The organism is Clostridium sp., from assembly GCF_050717535.1.
Lineage (GTDB): Bacteria > Bacillota > Clostridia > Clostridiales > Clostridiaceae > Clostridium_AD.
On record NZ_JBOITM010000077.1, the window covers coordinates 1 to 14,040 of the forward strand.

20 protein-coding genes are annotated in these 14,040 nt (G+C 28.7%); 17 read left to right on the forward strand and 3 right to left on the reverse strand.

Features of this window, described 5'->3' with window-relative positions; genetic code table 11:
* Positions 1-205: 205 nt before the first annotated feature.
* The 8 genes from ACREVU_RS14885 to ACREVU_RS14915 all read left to right on the forward strand — a co-directional run bounded on the left by ACREVU_RS14885 (position 206) and on the right by ACREVU_RS14915 (position 5,538).
* Complete coding sequence (locus ACREVU_RS14885; RefSeq protein WP_431552394.1) at positions 206-1,732, forward strand: ABC transporter permease; 1,527 nt, start codon at positions 206-208, stop codon at positions 1,730-1,732.
* On the forward strand, positions 1,725-2,696 hold the full coding sequence (locus ACREVU_RS14890) for an alpha/beta fold hydrolase (protein WP_431552395.1): 972 nt from the start codon (positions 1,725-1,727) through the stop codon (positions 2,694-2,696). Before ACREVU_RS14885 ends, ACREVU_RS14890 begins: the two co-directional genes overlap by 8 nt.
* Positions 2,697-2,768: 72 nt before the next feature.
* Positions 2,769-3,287 carry a hypothetical protein gene (locus ACREVU_RS14895; RefSeq protein ID WP_431552396.1) on the forward strand — a complete coding sequence of 173 codons (519 nt, stop codon included), beginning with the start codon at positions 2,769-2,771 and terminating at the stop codon, positions 3,285-3,287.
* Positions 3,288-3,510: 223 nt separating this feature from the next.
* Complete coding sequence (locus tag ACREVU_RS14900; RefSeq protein ID WP_431552397.1) at positions 3,511-3,843, forward strand: PadR family transcriptional regulator; 333 nt, start codon at positions 3,511-3,513, stop codon at positions 3,841-3,843.
* A gap of 1 nt (position 3,844) precedes the next feature.
* On the forward strand, positions 3,845-4,612 hold the full coding sequence (locus tag ACREVU_RS14905; protein ID WP_431552398.1) for a permease prefix domain 1-containing protein: 768 nt from the start codon (positions 3,845-3,847) through the stop codon (positions 4,610-4,612).
* 359 nt (positions 4,613-4,971) lie between these two features.
* The gene (locus ACREVU_RS14910) at positions 4,972-5,094 is read left to right on the forward strand and encodes a hypothetical protein (RefSeq protein WP_431552399.1); all 123 of its coding nucleotides are present in this window, start codon (positions 4,972-4,974) and stop codon (positions 5,092-5,094) included.
* A 117-nt stretch (positions 5,095-5,211) separates the two neighbouring features.
* Positions 5,212-5,322: an iron-sulfur cluster assembly accessory protein gene (locus ACREVU_RS21360; RefSeq protein ID WP_503417260.1), complete on the forward strand. Its 111-nt coding sequence runs from the start codon at positions 5,212-5,214 to the stop codon at positions 5,320-5,322.
* Positions 5,323-5,331: 9 nt separating this feature from the next.
* Positions 5,332-5,538, forward strand: a complete 207-nt coding sequence (locus ACREVU_RS14915; RefSeq protein ID WP_431552400.1) for a hypothetical protein — start codon at positions 5,332-5,334, stop codon at positions 5,536-5,538.
* A 254-nt stretch (positions 5,539-5,792) separates the two neighbouring features.
* Here the strand turns inward: ACREVU_RS14915 and cobO are convergent, their stop codons facing one another.
* Positions 5,793-6,305 (reverse strand): cob(I)yrinic acid a,c-diamide adenosyltransferase, encoded by a 513-nt coding sequence (gene cobO, locus ACREVU_RS14920; protein WP_431552401.1) that lies wholly within the window; start codon positions 6,303-6,305, stop codon positions 5,793-5,795.
* Between the two features lie 280 nt (positions 6,306-6,585).
* Here cobO and ACREVU_RS14925 point away from each other — a divergent pair, with 280 nt between their 5' ends.
* The 5 genes from ACREVU_RS14925 (at position 6,586) to ACREVU_RS14945 (ending at position 10,186) form a co-directional block, all read left to right on the forward strand.
* A complete protein-coding gene (locus ACREVU_RS14925; protein ID WP_431552402.1) occupies positions 6,586-8,001 on the forward strand; it encodes a L,D-transpeptidase family protein in 1,416 nt (471 codons plus the stop codon).
* 258 nt (positions 8,002-8,259) lie between these two features.
* Complete coding sequence (locus ACREVU_RS14930; RefSeq protein WP_431552403.1) at positions 8,260-8,745, forward strand: GNAT family N-acetyltransferase; 486 nt, start codon at positions 8,260-8,262, stop codon at positions 8,743-8,745.
* Positions 8,746-8,776: 31 nt separating this feature from the next.
* The gene (locus ACREVU_RS14935) at positions 8,777-8,908 is read left to right on the forward strand and encodes a hypothetical protein (RefSeq protein WP_431552404.1); all 132 of its coding nucleotides are present in this window, start codon (positions 8,777-8,779) and stop codon (positions 8,906-8,908) included.
* An 89-nt stretch (positions 8,909-8,997) separates the two neighbouring features.
* A complete protein-coding gene (gene sigG / locus ACREVU_RS14940) occupies positions 8,998-9,771 on the forward strand; it encodes an RNA polymerase sporulation sigma factor SigG (RefSeq protein WP_431552405.1) in 774 nt (257 codons plus the stop codon).
* A gap of 229 nt (positions 9,772-10,000) precedes the next feature.
* Positions 10,001-10,186, forward strand: a complete 186-nt coding sequence (locus ACREVU_RS14945; protein WP_431552406.1) for an alpha/beta-type small acid-soluble spore protein — start codon at positions 10,001-10,003, stop codon at positions 10,184-10,186.
* A 123-nt stretch (positions 10,187-10,309) separates the two neighbouring features.
* Here the strand turns inward: ACREVU_RS14945 and ACREVU_RS14950 are convergent, their stop codons facing one another.
* Positions 10,310-10,462, reverse strand: coding sequence for a hypothetical protein (locus ACREVU_RS14950; protein ID WP_431552407.1), 153 nt, complete (start codon positions 10,460-10,462; stop codon positions 10,310-10,312).
* A gap of 190 nt (positions 10,463-10,652) precedes the next feature.
* Here ACREVU_RS14950 and ACREVU_RS14955 point away from each other — a divergent pair, with 190 nt between their 5' ends.
* Positions 10,653-10,859 (forward strand): hypothetical protein, encoded by a 207-nt coding sequence (locus ACREVU_RS14955; protein WP_431552408.1) that lies wholly within the window; start codon positions 10,653-10,655, stop codon positions 10,857-10,859.
* A gap of 352 nt (positions 10,860-11,211) precedes the next feature.
* Here ACREVU_RS14955 and ACREVU_RS14960 read toward each other — a convergent pair whose 3' ends face one another.
* The gene (locus ACREVU_RS14960; RefSeq protein WP_431552409.1) at positions 11,212-12,120 is read right to left on the reverse strand and encodes a polysaccharide deacetylase family protein; all 909 of its coding nucleotides are present in this window, start codon (positions 12,118-12,120) and stop codon (positions 11,212-11,214) included.
* A 155-nt stretch (positions 12,121-12,275) separates the two neighbouring features.
* On the opposite strand from ACREVU_RS14960, the gene ACREVU_RS14965 reads away from it, so the two are divergent.
* From ACREVU_RS14965 to ACREVU_RS14975, 3 genes are all read left to right on the forward strand, one after another.
* The gene (locus ACREVU_RS14965) at positions 12,276-12,629 is read left to right on the forward strand and encodes a hypothetical protein (protein WP_431552410.1); all 354 of its coding nucleotides are present in this window, start codon (positions 12,276-12,278) and stop codon (positions 12,627-12,629) included.
* Between the two features lie 133 nt (positions 12,630-12,762).
* The gene (locus ACREVU_RS14970) at positions 12,763-13,707 is read left to right on the forward strand and encodes a ribonuclease Z (protein WP_431552411.1); all 945 of its coding nucleotides are present in this window, start codon (positions 12,763-12,765) and stop codon (positions 13,705-13,707) included.
* A 69-nt stretch (positions 13,708-13,776) separates the two neighbouring features.
* A complete protein-coding gene (locus tag ACREVU_RS14975) occupies positions 13,777-14,004 on the forward strand; it encodes a hypothetical protein (protein ID WP_431552412.1) in 228 nt (75 codons plus the stop codon).
* Positions 14,005-14,040: the final 36 nt, after the last annotated feature.

The following is a 14,040-nucleotide window of genomic DNA, read 5'->3' on the forward strand; positions in this document are numbered from 1 at the left end:
AGTTTCTATATCTGAGACATATTTATTAAAACATTAATTTCTATTGAACCGCCGTGTACCGAACGGTATGCATGGTGGTGTGAGAGGTCGCTAAATAAATTAATTATTTAGCTCCTACTCGATTGCAATAGAAAGTTTATTACTTGGAGCTACTTCTATATGTATTGGACTTATATTTGGAGTAATCTTATCTAAACTATTTTTTATGCTACTTGCAAAATCCATATCTTTAAATGTAGAAATACCTTTCAAAATTTCATTAAAGGCTGTCTTTATAGTACTATTAGTATTCTCATGTATTTTTGTAATACTAGGTTATAAAAAATATAGAGTAGTAAAGAAAAGTAAACTTATAGATATGATTAATGCTACAAAGAAAAAAGAAGATTTACCAAAGTTCAGATATTTTAAGGGGATTTTAGGAGTACTATTAATTTTAGCTGGCTATTTAGTTGGCATTATGATTAAGAGATGGGAGCTAGATTTGCTGTTTTCATCTATGACAGCACTATTATGTGTTTCGATAGGAACGTACTTTTTCTTTGGAAGTTTCATGTCCATAGTTTTTAATAAGATGATAAAAAATAAAAATATGGTATATAAGAATGTTATGTTAGTAAGTATTTCTAACGTGTACTTTAGATTAAAGGGGAATTATCGTAATCTAGCTATGACAGCAATGTTATGTGCAGCAGCTATAACAGCCTTTGGAGTAAGCTTATCCTTTGAAAAAGTTGCACAAAAGGAAATTATTAAAGAATCTCCATATAGTTTTAGCTATGAAAGTAATGATGAAAAATTAAAAGAAAAAGTAGTGGGAATAATTAATGAATCTAATCATGAGTTAATTGGAATTAATGAAAATAAATTTATCTTAGGAAAGATTGATTATATAAACTATCCTAGCAAAGTAGATTATAATAATGAAGCAATAATAATAAGCTATTCAACATTAAAAAAGAATTTAGAGTTTCTAAATTATAAAGTAACACATAATATTAAGCCTAAGGGATGCGAGGCTGTTTTTATAATAAGTGCAACAACATTAGCATCTCCATTGAATGTCGAGGAAGAAGAAATAAAAATAAAAAATAGAGAGTATGTAATTAAAAACCAAGAAGATATACCTTTTACTGGTATTATAGACAAATTAGGAATGAAAAATATATATATTTTAGAAGATGATGAATATGAAAAGGTTAAGGAAGAATTTAATGAAACATCTTTAAATTGTGTTCAAATAAGTAAAGAGAAAGAGGCAGACCAATTAATATCAAATATAAGGGAAGTCATGTCAAAGGAGAAGGTATATCCACATATTAATAAATACACATGGGATTATTATGCAGTAGAAATATTTCATTTTTTAGGGCTAATAATGTCTGTAATATTTATACTTTCAACCTTTAGTACAATTTATTTTAAAATATTAAAGGATGCATTCATGGATAAAGAGCAGTACAAAACATTGAAAAAAATAGGCATGAGTAAAGCGGAAGTTAAAAAATCTGTATATGCACAAGTTGGAATTTCATTTATTTTACCTGGTATTGTAGGGATACTCCATAGTATTATTGCAATTAAGATGCTAGAACAAATAATGAATTTTTCATTTAATACTCAGTTAATAATTGCACTATGTTTATATTCAATAACAATGATTTTATTCTATTTTTTCATAAGTAATAATTATGTGAATATGGTCTATGAGGAAGGTGATAATAATGCTTAAAAAGATACTTATGATATTAAAAAAAATTATTATTGTGATATTAGCATTGTTAGTAATTATATCTATAGTAGGTCAAGTTCGAAAACATTTAGAAAAGGACTATGTTAATCCTTTAGGTACACTAGTTAAGGTTGATGGTAAAAAAATGCATGTATATTCTGAGGGAGAAGGAAAGAAAACAATTGTTTTATTGCCAGGGTTAGGAAGTATTGCACCTTCAATTGATTTTAAACCTTTAATTAAAGAATTGAAAAAGGACTTTAAAGTAGTCGTTATTGAACCCTTTGGTTATGGGTTTAGCGATGAAACTTCAAAGGAGCGTAGTGTAGAAAATATTGTTGCTGAAACCAGGGCTGCATTGAAGGAAGCGAATATAGCTGCACCATACATACTTATGCCTCACTCTGTATCAGGCATATACGCTCAGTATTATGCAGCAGTTTATCCGAAAGAAGTTGAAGCGATAATTATGATGGATACAACATTAGTTAAAGCATGTCTAGAAGAAGCGGATAAAATTGATTTATCCATGGGTAAAAAGTTTTATATGGCAGCTACTGTAGGAAATTTTTTAGGTATTGATAGGATATACTATAATAATATTTATAAAGATGAAGCTTGTTTTACAAAAGAGGATAAAAATGATTTAGTAAAAATGGGTGTTCAAAATACATTTAACAAAACTATGAAAAATGAAGTTAATATGATATTAAAGAATTGTGAAACAGCGAATAAAACTAAAATGTCAAATGATTTGCCAATATTTAAATTTATTGCAATTAGATCTATGAAAGATATACCTAATGAAAAATATACAAATATAATGAATGAGAATTTAGATGAATTTAAGGAATATACTAATTTTAGCTACTCTGCGCTAGAAGGTAGACATTATATTTTTTATACGAAATCAAAAGAGATTGGAAAAGAAACTCGAAATTTCTTAGGCAAGTATGATAATTAATATTCAACACTATCGCAAATATACAAATCAAAGAAAAAACGTCCAGGTAGATCTAAATATCTTTTATCAGTAATGGCACAAATTTATGATGCCACTGATAATAAATTGGATGTAAGATTGGTTTTTGTTCGTGACCGTAATGATAAAAAGAAATGTATTGGCTTCATTTGTACTGATTTAAGATTAACAGAAGAACAGATTATTGCGCTTTATGGAAAAAGATGGAGTATTGAGGTTTTCTTTAAAAAATGTAAATCCTATTTAAATCTTGGAAAAGAATTTCAAGGTCTTTATTATGATTCAATGATTGCACATACTACAATTGTGATGACCAGATATGTTATGCTAGCTGTAGAAAATAGAAATAATAAGGATGAACGTACCATGGGTGAACTGTTTTTTCTTATCCATGATGAACTTCAGGATGTAAATTTCTCAGAGGTTCTAAGAGGTATTCTCGATATTTTAAAAGAAGTTCTACAGGATCTATTATTTTTAACTGACGATCAAATAGATAGTTTTATTGATAATTTCATTTCAAAACTACCTAAACATTTTACTAAGAAATTTAGTGCTAAAAAAGTAGCTTAAAAGCAAATGTTAATGCTATTTTAAGCTACACAAGCTTTTATTTATAAGGTTTTGCAGGCGCTTTTTTCCTGCGAAGTATGAGTACTTTATATAAAAACTCAAATTAATTTGTTGACATATATAGATTATCTATATATAATAGTATTAACAATAATTATATAGATTATCTATATATAATAATATTTTAAAAAAATATTGCTAATACATAAAAGAGGTGAATCAAATGTCAGCTGATAATCGTTTATATTCTGGAGATATGACTATGCTTATTTTAAAATTACTCCAAAAAAAGGATATGTATGGCTACGAAATGATTGAAACTTTAAAGAATAGTTCAAATAATATGTTTGAATTTAAGGCAGGCACATTGTACCCTTTGCTACACACTTTAGTAAAACAAGAACGTTTAAATTATTATGAAAAAGAAGTTAATGGAAAGGTTCGTAAATATTATAGCTTAACATTACAAGGAAAAAAATTATTACAGGATAATACTTCTTTATGGGAAAAATATGTTGAAACCATGACCTCTGTGCTAGAACTGGGAGTGGATTAATATGAAATCAGAGGAATATTTACGTATCTTAACTAAAAATATCTCTAACAGAAAAATAAGAAAGGAAACTTGTGTGGAAATAAAAAATCATATTGATGACCAAAAAGAAGCCTATATTAAAATGGGATATTCTAATGAAGATGCAGAAAAAGATGCTGTTAAAGACATGGGCGATCCCAAGGTTACTGGTAAGATGTTAAACTCTGTACACCCTGTAACTATTGATTGGATTCAAGTTATCGCATTAATTATAATAACGCTATCCTTGCAATTAGGAAAAACTTTAATAGGATTCAATGGCTCATATTTTTTATCTATGGCATCAATTGACATTTTAAGAATCCTAGGTATATTTTTATCAATATATGCCATAATATGGGTGGGTATTGAAAAATATTTGGATCTTCCCTTTTTTTATGGCAGAAGTCAACGTGGAGGTTCGGGTACTAATGCTGTATTTATATGTTCATTAGGAATCGTAATGATGTCTCATTCTTTTTTACAGACTACAATCTTAATATGTATTTTTGCTTTAATAATAAGTATTGAACGTTACATTATTGAATTCAAAAGAATAAAGAAGGAGCAAAAGTTTTTTGGTCAACAAGGAATAGCTTCTAAGGATTTTAATTATAAAGGTGCAGGATTGTTTAACAATACCATTAAGACAGTCTACACTCAAAATGAATCAATAAAAAAGGGTGATCCACTTATTATAGTCCTTATAGATGGATTCAATCTAATTGTTAAAAAAGTAGAACCTTTATAATAAAAAATAAAACTTTCTATGATGAAAAATAACAACTCATAGAAAGTTTTTGGTGGTAATTGTTAAGTCGTTTTTCATAAGAAGATTGGTAGTAATGCACCTAGAATGATAGCAACCATTCCTGTTCTATCCATTGAAATACCTCCTCTTCTCATTTACCTACAAGTTAATCCTAATTATACCATAGTACCTATAAAATAAATGGTATGATAGTAATTTACAAAAGTTGTATGGCTTTTATCATTTAAAAATGAAAGGCTTTTTGCATGGAACATATGTTATATTTCTATTACTTTGTAAAAGGAGAGGATTAATTTGAAAACGATTGGTTTAATAGGTGGAATGAGTTAACTAATATTATGGTTAATTCTGCTGAAAAATTAATACAAGAGGGAATGAAAAAGGTTGGATTACTTGGAACTAAATTTACTATGGAACAAGATTTTTATAAAAAAGTGTTAAGAATAGTTATTCCGCGCTAAGCAAGCTTCTTTCTAAAAGTAATTGTTGCAAAGATTTCATTTTTAATTTATTATGTTATTTAGTAATGATAATAGTCAATATCATTATTAAATAACATGTAAAGAGAGGTAATTAAAATGGCTTTTGTAAATATGAGCGAATTAGCTTTAACGGATTTTAAAAAGTTTCTTCAAGAAAACAATGTAACTTCACATGAGATAAGAATTAATTTAACAGGTAATGGCTGAAGTGGCCCTGTGTTTAATCTTGTTCTGGATGAACAAAAAGAAGACGATAATGTTGAGAAATTTGGAGATATTAAATTAGTGGTAAAAAAGAGTGTTAATGATGAATTTGGTAGTTTAGTAATAAAATGTGGTGAGGAAAATGGTTTAGGTGGTTTTTCTATCGAACTAGAAAATAAACAAGATGGAGAATGTGCTAGTTGCAGTAGCTGTAGTTAAAAATTTAGTTAACACCTAATATAAAAATATTGGCAAACATAATTTTTAAAAGGATTTAAACACTTGATAAGTAAATGTATCAAGTGTTTTTTTATTTTATAATTGTTGCAAAACTTTAATTTATTGTCATTACTAATTAAAATGTAGAGATTTAAGGTGTTAATTAATGATAAGCAATCTTTAAAAGGTTACATTTAAAATTTAAAAAACAAGAAACCAAAGGGATTGTTTAGTTACACTTTTTAGAGGATTTACTAACAATCGATACCTTTTCTTGCAAGAACACCTTTAGTATAATAATGTTTGATTTCCTTCATTTCTGTGACTAAATCTGCCACATCAATTAATTCCTGTGGTGCATATCTTCCAGTTATTATAAGTTCTAAGCTTTCGGGCTTGCTTTTTATTAAGTTAAGGACACTATCTAAATCTATCAATTTAAAATATAAGGCTATAGTAAGTTCATCTAATATAACTAGATCATATTTATTGTCTCTTATTATATCTTTCACCTTGTTAAGTCCTTCCTTAGCAAGCTTTATATCTTTTTCTGTTGGTGCAGTCTCTATAAAACAATTTTCTCCATACTGAACAATATCTATATTGTCAAAATGTTTCTGAATTTCAACCTCGCTATATTTCATACCTTTTACAAATTGGCCTATAAAAACTTTATTACCACTGCAAACCGATCTTAAGGCTACTCCGAAAGCTGCAGTTGTTTTTCCTTTCCCATTTCCTGTATATATATGTACATATCCTTTCAAAATCATCACTCCTCGTAAATTTAAGTTATCTGATACATTTTAATATGTTTATGCATTTTGCCTAAACATATAGTTTAATCTCTAAATAAGGCTACCATTATATTTTACCATATCTGGTGTTAAATGCACAGTTTATGGTTTCAAAAGGACTTTTCATGTCACTAAAAGGACTGTTGATGCGTTTACTATTGTATTTTATTTTGTCTTTATGTAAGATTGTAACAACAATGGGATAACACTTAAGGAGTTAGAGAATAGTAAATATTGAGGGGATGCAACTATGGAAACCGAGGTAGAAAAGTCAACGATAAATCCAATAAGAAAGCATAAGAAAATTGTTTTAGGTATTATAATTTCTATTTGTACTTTGCTTATTATATACTTTGGGATGGCAATATATTTCATGAATCATTTTTATTTTGGTTCTGAAATAAATAGTATTAATGTTTCAGGTAAAATTGTAGAGGATGTAAATGAACAAATGGCATCTGAGATTCAAAAATATCAGCTAAATATAAAAGAACGAGGCGGTATAAATGAACAAATTAGAGGAGGAAAAATCGGCTTAAGGTATGATGTTAATGGAGGTTTTAGGGAGTTTAAAGATAAACAGAATCCTTATAAATGGATTTCAGCAGTTTTTAATGCAAAAGATTCTAAGATGATAGCAGGAGTTAAATATGATAAAAATTTATTAAAAGAACAAGTGAACAAGCTTTCTTGCTTTGATAGTAGTAAGGGAATTGAACCTAAAAATGCTGGTTATAAGTATACAAGTACAAATAAAGGTTACGTGATTGTCAAAGAAGTCATTGGAAACAAGGGTAACAAAGACATTTTATATAATGATGTTATAGATGCAGTGAGCATGGGCGAAACAAGAATAGATTTGGAGTCAATTAATTACTATGTTAAGCCACAATATACTTCGCAATCTCCAAAGGTCGTTGCCACAAGGAATATGCTTAATAAATATGTATCTTCAAAGATTACCTATACCTTTGGGAAAAATAAAGAAATTTTAGATGGTTCTACTATAAATAAGTGGTTTAAAGTTGATGAGAATAGTAAAATAACATTAAATGAAAAAAAAGTTGAAACCTATATGGAAGTGCTCGCTAGTGAATATAATACGGTTGCTAAGACGAGAAATTTTGCTTCATCATCAGGACAGGTAATTAATATTGATGGTGGTACTTATGGCTGGGCCATTAATAAGGCTAAGGAAATCCAAGATTTAATTTCGATGATAAAGGAAGGAAAATCTATAGCAAAAGAACCTGCATATTATCAAACCGCATTATATCATGGTACTGATGATATTGGAAATACCTATGTGGAAATAGATCTTTCAGAGCAACACTTATGGTTTTATAAAAATGGAGAGCTAATAACACAAGGAGATGTTGTAACAGGTAATGATGGATCCGATAAGACTAGAACACCAACTGGTATTTATCAGATCAATTATAAAGAACGAAATGCAACCCTTAAAGGTGAAGGCTATGCTTCTCCGGTGAATTTTTGGCTGCCGTTTAATGGAGGAATAGGAATTCATGATGCAAGCTGGCAACCTAAATTTGGAGGAGATAGATATAAGACAAATGGATCACATGGTTGCGTAAATTCACCATACAATGTAGCGAAAATAGTATATGAAAATATAGAGGCAGGTACTCCAGTAGTTTGTTATTAGCAGATAGATTTATTTAATTTTAGTATAATAGGTCATTTTTAAGGTATATAAATCTTAAAAATGGCTTTATTCAATCTGCAGAAGAGAACAAATTCTTGATTTGCTTATTATTGTTTAATTATAAATTAATGTTATAATTTGTATATGAGTTGCTTAGAAGTCGTTGTAATTTATATTGATATAGAAATTACTTTCTATATCAATGTATCTTTTTATAAGTTTAATACTAAAGATTATTGATAAATTGTGAGTGTGGAAGTGATAAAAATAATAAGACGGATAGAAAGAGATGAGATTAAAGTATGTGTACAAATAATCAGAAAAAGTTTTGCAACGGTAGCACAAGAATTTAATCTTACAAAAGAGAATTGTCCCGGGAATGCAAGTTTTATGGAAGCTGGAAAATTATACAAGCAGTATGATGAAGGTAGACCAATGTTTGCTTACCTGGATAATGGTATCATTGTAGGTTATTTTTCGCTTAGTAAGAATAATGGTGGAAGTTTTGGACTGAATAATATTGCTGTATTGGTAGAATATCGTTATAAAGGTTATGGCAGAGAAATGATTATTTTTGCAATGGAAAAGGTCAGAGAAATGGGAAGTAATAAAATGACTATTGGAGTAATTGAAGAAAGTACAAAATTAAGGAACTGGTACAGTGGTTTAGGATTTATACATACAGGCACAAGAAAATATAAACATTTGCCCTTCACTGTGGGCTTTATGAAAATTAGACTTTAGCAATAAACTTTTTGAAATTGTTTTATTAACGATGAAAGAATATAAAGATTTTGTTGCATTAGGTTTAAATATGGGTGCTATAGACATAATTGGTGATGATGGGTTAATAAAAGCTGATAAAATTGTACGTTCTGCAGGTGATTATGTTTTTAAAAAGAAATGAATAAAAAGGTATAGGGTTGTCTTTAGTATAAAAGGTGAATCATAAGGACATAATTTTAAGGCTATTACTTTGAAGGGAATGATGACCTTATGATGTTCAATAAAGTAGAAATATGTGGAGTTAATACTTCAAAATTACCTGTAATGAAAGAAAAAGAAAAGAAAGATTTACTACTTAGGATAAAAAACGGTGAGTATGGGTGTAGAGACAAATTTATTGAAGGAAACTTAAGGCTAGTTTTAAGTGTAATAAAACGTTTTAATAATAGGGGTGTAGATGTAGACGATTTATTTCAGGTAGGATGTATTGGTTTAATGAAGTCTATTGATAATTTTGATTTAAGTCTAAATCTTAGGTTTTCGACATATGCAGTTCCCATGATTATTGGGGAAATTAGAAGATACTTAAGGGATGATAATTCTATAAGAGTTAGTAGGTCACTTAGGGATATTGCATATAAAGCCTTACAAGTTAGAGATAGGCTGGTAAATCAAGACAATAAAGAGCCTACTATATCTCAGATTGCAAAAGAACTTGAAATACCGCGTGAGGACGTGGTATTAGCACTAGATGCTATACAAAATCCTGTATCTTTATTTCAACCAATTTATCACGATGGTGGAGACGAAATTTATGTGATGGACCAAATAAGAGATACTAAAAATTCAGATGATAGTTGGATTGAAGATATATCAATTAAAGAGGGATTAAAAAAATTAAAAGATAGAGAAAAGACAATTTTAAACATGAGGTTCTTCGATGGAAAAACACAAATGGAAGTAGCTGATGAAATAGGAATATCACAAGCACAGGTGTCTAGAGTTGAAAAAAATGCCTTAAAACATATGAGAAAGTATATATAGGTCCTGTAGTAGGACCTTTTCTCATAGAGTTATTTTAGAATTTTACCTTAATAATTATTAGTTAACAGAATAAAATTGCATATGATACCTAAATCTCTTTAACATAACTTACTAATTTTATATTATTTTAATAATATAGACTTAAATTACTATGAGTATTTTTTATAATAATGCACAAGATAATAGCATAAAAGAAAATCATAATTAAATAAAAGAGGAGGTAATTTATATGGCAAACAGAACATTAGTACCACAAGCAAGAGAAGGACTAAACAAATTTAAAATGGAAGCAGCTAGTGATGTTGGAGTAACTTTAAAAGATGGATACAATGGAGAATTAACTTCTAGAGAAGCAGGTTCAATTGGCGGACAAATGGTTAAAAAAATGGTAGAAACTTACGAAAACAATTTATAATTAAAAGGGAGCAATTAGCTCCCTTTTTCCATTTTACAAATTAATAAAATATAAATTTTCAAGACGGGATCTTTGTGATACATTATGAATAGTATATTATATAGCTTGCGAATAAAGTAAGCATCAATTAATAGCTACTCTCTTTAAGAGAGTAGCTATTTTATTAGTGCTAGCTTTTATTTTTACCATCTTGGATATTTTTGTACTGCAGAAATCAATTACTAGCGCTACAGCAGTAACATCACTAGCAAAGACAGCGGATGTTATTACGGACAAATCCTATACGGACGAAAATATTAATATTACCATTGAAATGGTTCGTAAATATGATTCAACCATTTACGTTGCAGAGATTCAGGTTGATTTTTTAAATTAAAACTTTTTTTACGACAATTTTTACTTTAGTATAAGTATATAAAGTTAAAGGCATTATAATATAGAATAATTAATAAAGGAGAGGATTTTTATGAGTCAAAATAAAACCATAGCTGAAAACAATCAAAATATTATACCAAGTAGTGGAAATGGTCTGACCCAAAATACGACCGTAAAACAAAAGGATCAAAGCCTTGTTGCTAATAGTTTAGATAGTAAAAATGCTAAAAATGGATTTAAGGTTAATGGAAATGCTGGCATACAAGCTGCTAACCAAGGAACTAGAAACAAAAATTAGATAAATTAAATTACTTAAAAATTTTAAAATGTGAAAATGCAAAAACACAGTAGAATTATACTTTCCTTACTGTGTTTTTGCATATATTTATAAGATACTGAATTACTATAAATGATCAAATTTCATAACATATTTTGGAATTAAAAAAATGATAACAAAAATATGCATTTTAGCCATACTAAGGTATTATATTACTGTGAAGAAATATAATTTAAGGATGGATAAAAATGCCTACAGAAAATAATATACCATATGCTAAATCAATTAACAACTTTATTATAGAGATTAGAATAGTTTAATTAATTGTAAAAATAAAAAGACACCCATGGATGTGTTTTTTTACTTATATGTTTCATTTAAAGTGAATAACAGGACTGCTGATTGATAAAGTCTTAAACACATATCCTTGCTGCTTTAAGTTTTTAATTATTACTGGTAAAGCTTCCACGGTAGTAGTCTTTGGTTTTGAATCGTGAAATAAAATTACAATAGAATGCATGCCCTTAGACTCTCTCATAACATTTTCTATAATAATATCTTTACTTTCTGTCAATTTATCTGAATCTCCCGAATAAACATTCCAATCTATATATTGGTAGCCATTTTTTATTTGTTCTTTGGTTAATTTGTTCATTATATCTTTGCCACCATAGTTATTACTTATTGTATTGTTTGACCCTCCAGGAAATCTTATAAGTGTGGGTTTCGGAATACCAATACCTTCTAAAAAAGAATTCAATTTATCTACGTCTTGATTATAGGCGGTGATAGATGAATATTCTGTTTTGTAATCATGTGAATAAGTATGATTACCTATAACATTTCCTTGATTTATAATTTGTTTGTATACCTCATCGTATCCAGGGTGTCCATTAACGAAAAATGTTGCCAGAATATCGTTATCCTTTAAAATTTTCAGTACTTTGGAAGTGTTTTCGGAAGGACCGTCATCGAAGGTAAGATAGACTTCCTTTTCTTTTACCTTTATTATATTATTAGATTTAGGCTTGGTTGTTCCTAAGAATATATCGATAGTTTTATTCAAATCATTAGTTTTTGTTTTTGATTTGATTATTGAGAATTTATGATCCTTGGCTATAATCTCTAATTGTTTATTTTTATTAATCTCATAAGTAAGTGAAGGTTTAAGATTCTTTATTTCTCCTTTTGATCTATATAATATTAAACTTAATATGATTAGAGCAGTAATGGGAATTAATATAATTATAATTTTTTTTATAATGACCGCCCCCGTATGCAATAAGATACTATATCCTATGTAATTTTAAATCTTGATAAAGTTAGTATATTCAATAACTCTTATTTATGTTCAGGTAATTAAAGACTATTAGTTTATTAATTACCATACACATAAACTTATGCTTTAACACATATAGATACTAGAGGTGTTTATATATGTATAGAACTGTGGTGTGTAAAATATGTGATAATAATAAAGTATTCATTGAAAAAGTTGAACAACAACTATATATGGAGTGCTCAAAATGTAAAAATATAGTAATGAAAGCAGTTTGCTTAGAATCTTGGAATGAAAAAGTTAATAATACATACAAACTTAGAATCAACATGAAGGATGGCAGTTTAATGGAGGCAGATTTAATAGAAAGTGAAGATAATAAGGATAAGTCTAAAACTTTAATGGAAGTAAAAACAAAAATTCATTTAATGTATGTAAAAGAATATGAATTCATAAGGCAGCTTGGAGAAGATGAGTATATAGAAATAAGTAATTTAAATTCATACAAATAAAAAGGAGTCCTGGGGCATCCTTTTTTTGCTTGTGTATAAAATATTGCTATGTAGACTAATCTATAGATATAGGTATTATAATGCCACTAGGTGTACAATAGGGTATATAATAATTTTAAAAGAGGTGATTTAATTGGTTGATATAGCACTACTTGGATGTGGGGGTGGAATGCCTATTCCTGAAAGATATCTGTCTTCACTGCTTATAAATTATAAAGGTAGAAAGATATTGCTAGATTGTGGTGAAGGTACCCAGGTATCCATGAAAATACTGGGTTGGGGCTTTAAGTCAATAGATATAATTTGTATAACTCATGGACATGCGGATCACATTGTGGGACTCCCAGGTATTCTTGCAACTATTGGTAATAGTGGTAGAACTGAACCTATTACAATAATTGGTCCCCAAGGAATTAACGATATTGTGAAGGGGCTGAGAGTTGCAGCACCTTATCTTCCTTATGGAATTAATATTTTAGAGAACCCACAAGGACCATTGAAAATAGAAATTCCAATAAACTCTATAGATAAATCATTAGGAAAATTTAATGATTTAATAATTTCAACACTAGAACTTGATCACTCAACTAATTGTTTGGGTTATAGTTTTTATTTTAGGAGAAGACCAAAATTCGATATTGAAAGTGCAATTAAAAATGAAATTCCTAAAAAATTTTGGAGTAAGCTTCAAAAGAATGAGACTATAACTTATCATGAAAAAACATATTTTCCTGCCATGGTGTTGGGAAAAGAAAGAACAGGAATAAAGCTGAGTTTTACCACGGATACAAGACCAATTCCTGAAATAGAAAATTTTGTTAGTGGAAGTGACTTGTTTATTTGTGAAGGTACCTATGGTAATGATAATGATATTGAAAAAGCCATAAAGAATAAACATATGACCTTTAGAGAGGCAGCACAGGTTGCTTTGAATGGTAAGGTGCAAGAACTCCTACTTACTCATTTTAGCCCATCATTGCATATACCTGAAGAATATAGTGATATAGCAGAGAGTGTTTTTAAAAATACGATTATCGGATATGATAGATTTGTTAAGACTATGTCTTTTGTAGATTAGGAAAAATAAAAATTAGAGGGTATCATATATGTTGTAACTGACAGGCATAAGTACATTTATAAATGTTATATGGAGAATGGAGATGTTAAAATGTTAAATACAAAAATTAAACAGCACTTGCTTAGGGAAGGAGTTCATGAGGATGCTGTAAAATCCTTAGATGAAAAAGGTAAGTGTCTATTTGATATAAATAGTACAAGAGACGTATGTTTTGAGTTTATCGATGAGGGTGTTAAATTTAGCTGCGAACAGTGTGTTTTGGATAATAGTTTGTATCTAATAAAAATTCTGCATTAGAGATAGTAAGCTATTAAAGAGTTATTAATAATATAT

What these genes read in the sequence shown, in the direction of transcription:
- ACREVU_RS14945 (WP_431552406.1), top strand. Translation starts at nt 10,001, where the DNA reads ATGGCAAACAGAACATTAGTACCACAAGCAAGAGAAGGACTAAACAAA.
- ACREVU_RS14925 (WP_431552402.1), top strand. Translation starts at nt 6,586, where the DNA reads ATGGAAACCGAGGTAGAAAAGTCAACGATAAATCCAATAAGAAAGCAT.
- ACREVU_RS14885 (WP_431552394.1), top strand. Translation starts at nt 206, where the DNA reads ATGCTACTTGCAAAATCCATATCTTTAAATGTAGAAATACCTTTCAAA.
- ACREVU_RS21360 (WP_503417260.1), top strand. Translation starts at nt 5,212, where the DNA reads ATGGCTTTTGTAAATATGAGCGAATTAGCTTTAACGGATTTTAAAAAG.
- ACREVU_RS14900 (WP_431552397.1), top strand. Translation starts at nt 3,511, where the DNA reads ATGTCAGCTGATAATCGTTTATATTCTGGAGATATGACTATGCTTATT.
- ACREVU_RS14955 (WP_431552408.1), top strand. Translation starts at nt 10,653, where the DNA reads ATGAGTCAAAATAAAACCATAGCTGAAAACAATCAAAATATTATACCA.
- sigG (WP_431552405.1), top strand. Translation starts at nt 8,998, where the DNA reads ATGATGTTCAATAAAGTAGAAATATGTGGAGTTAATACTTCAAAATTA.
- ACREVU_RS14890 (WP_431552395.1), top strand. Translation starts at nt 1,725, where the DNA reads ATGCTTAAAAAGATACTTATGATATTAAAAAAAATTATTATTGTGATA.
- ACREVU_RS14905 (WP_431552398.1), top strand. Translation starts at nt 3,845, where the DNA reads ATGAAATCAGAGGAATATTTACGTATCTTAACTAAAAATATCTCTAAC.
- ACREVU_RS14895 (WP_431552396.1), top strand. Translation starts at nt 2,769, where the DNA reads ATGGCACAAATTTATGATGCCACTGATAATAAATTGGATGTAAGATTG.
- ACREVU_RS14965 (WP_431552410.1), top strand. Translation starts at nt 12,276, where the DNA reads ATGTATAGAACTGTGGTGTGTAAAATATGTGATAATAATAAAGTATTC.
- ACREVU_RS14910 (WP_431552399.1), top strand. Translation starts at nt 4,972, where the DNA reads ATGGTTAATTCTGCTGAAAAATTAATACAAGAGGGAATGAAAAAGGTT.
- ACREVU_RS14975 (WP_431552412.1), top strand. Translation starts at nt 13,777, where the DNA reads ATGGAGAATGGAGATGTTAAAATGTTAAATACAAAAATTAAACAGCAC.
- ACREVU_RS14935 (WP_431552404.1), top strand. Translation starts at nt 8,777, where the DNA reads ATGAAAGAATATAAAGATTTTGTTGCATTAGGTTTAAATATGGGTGCT.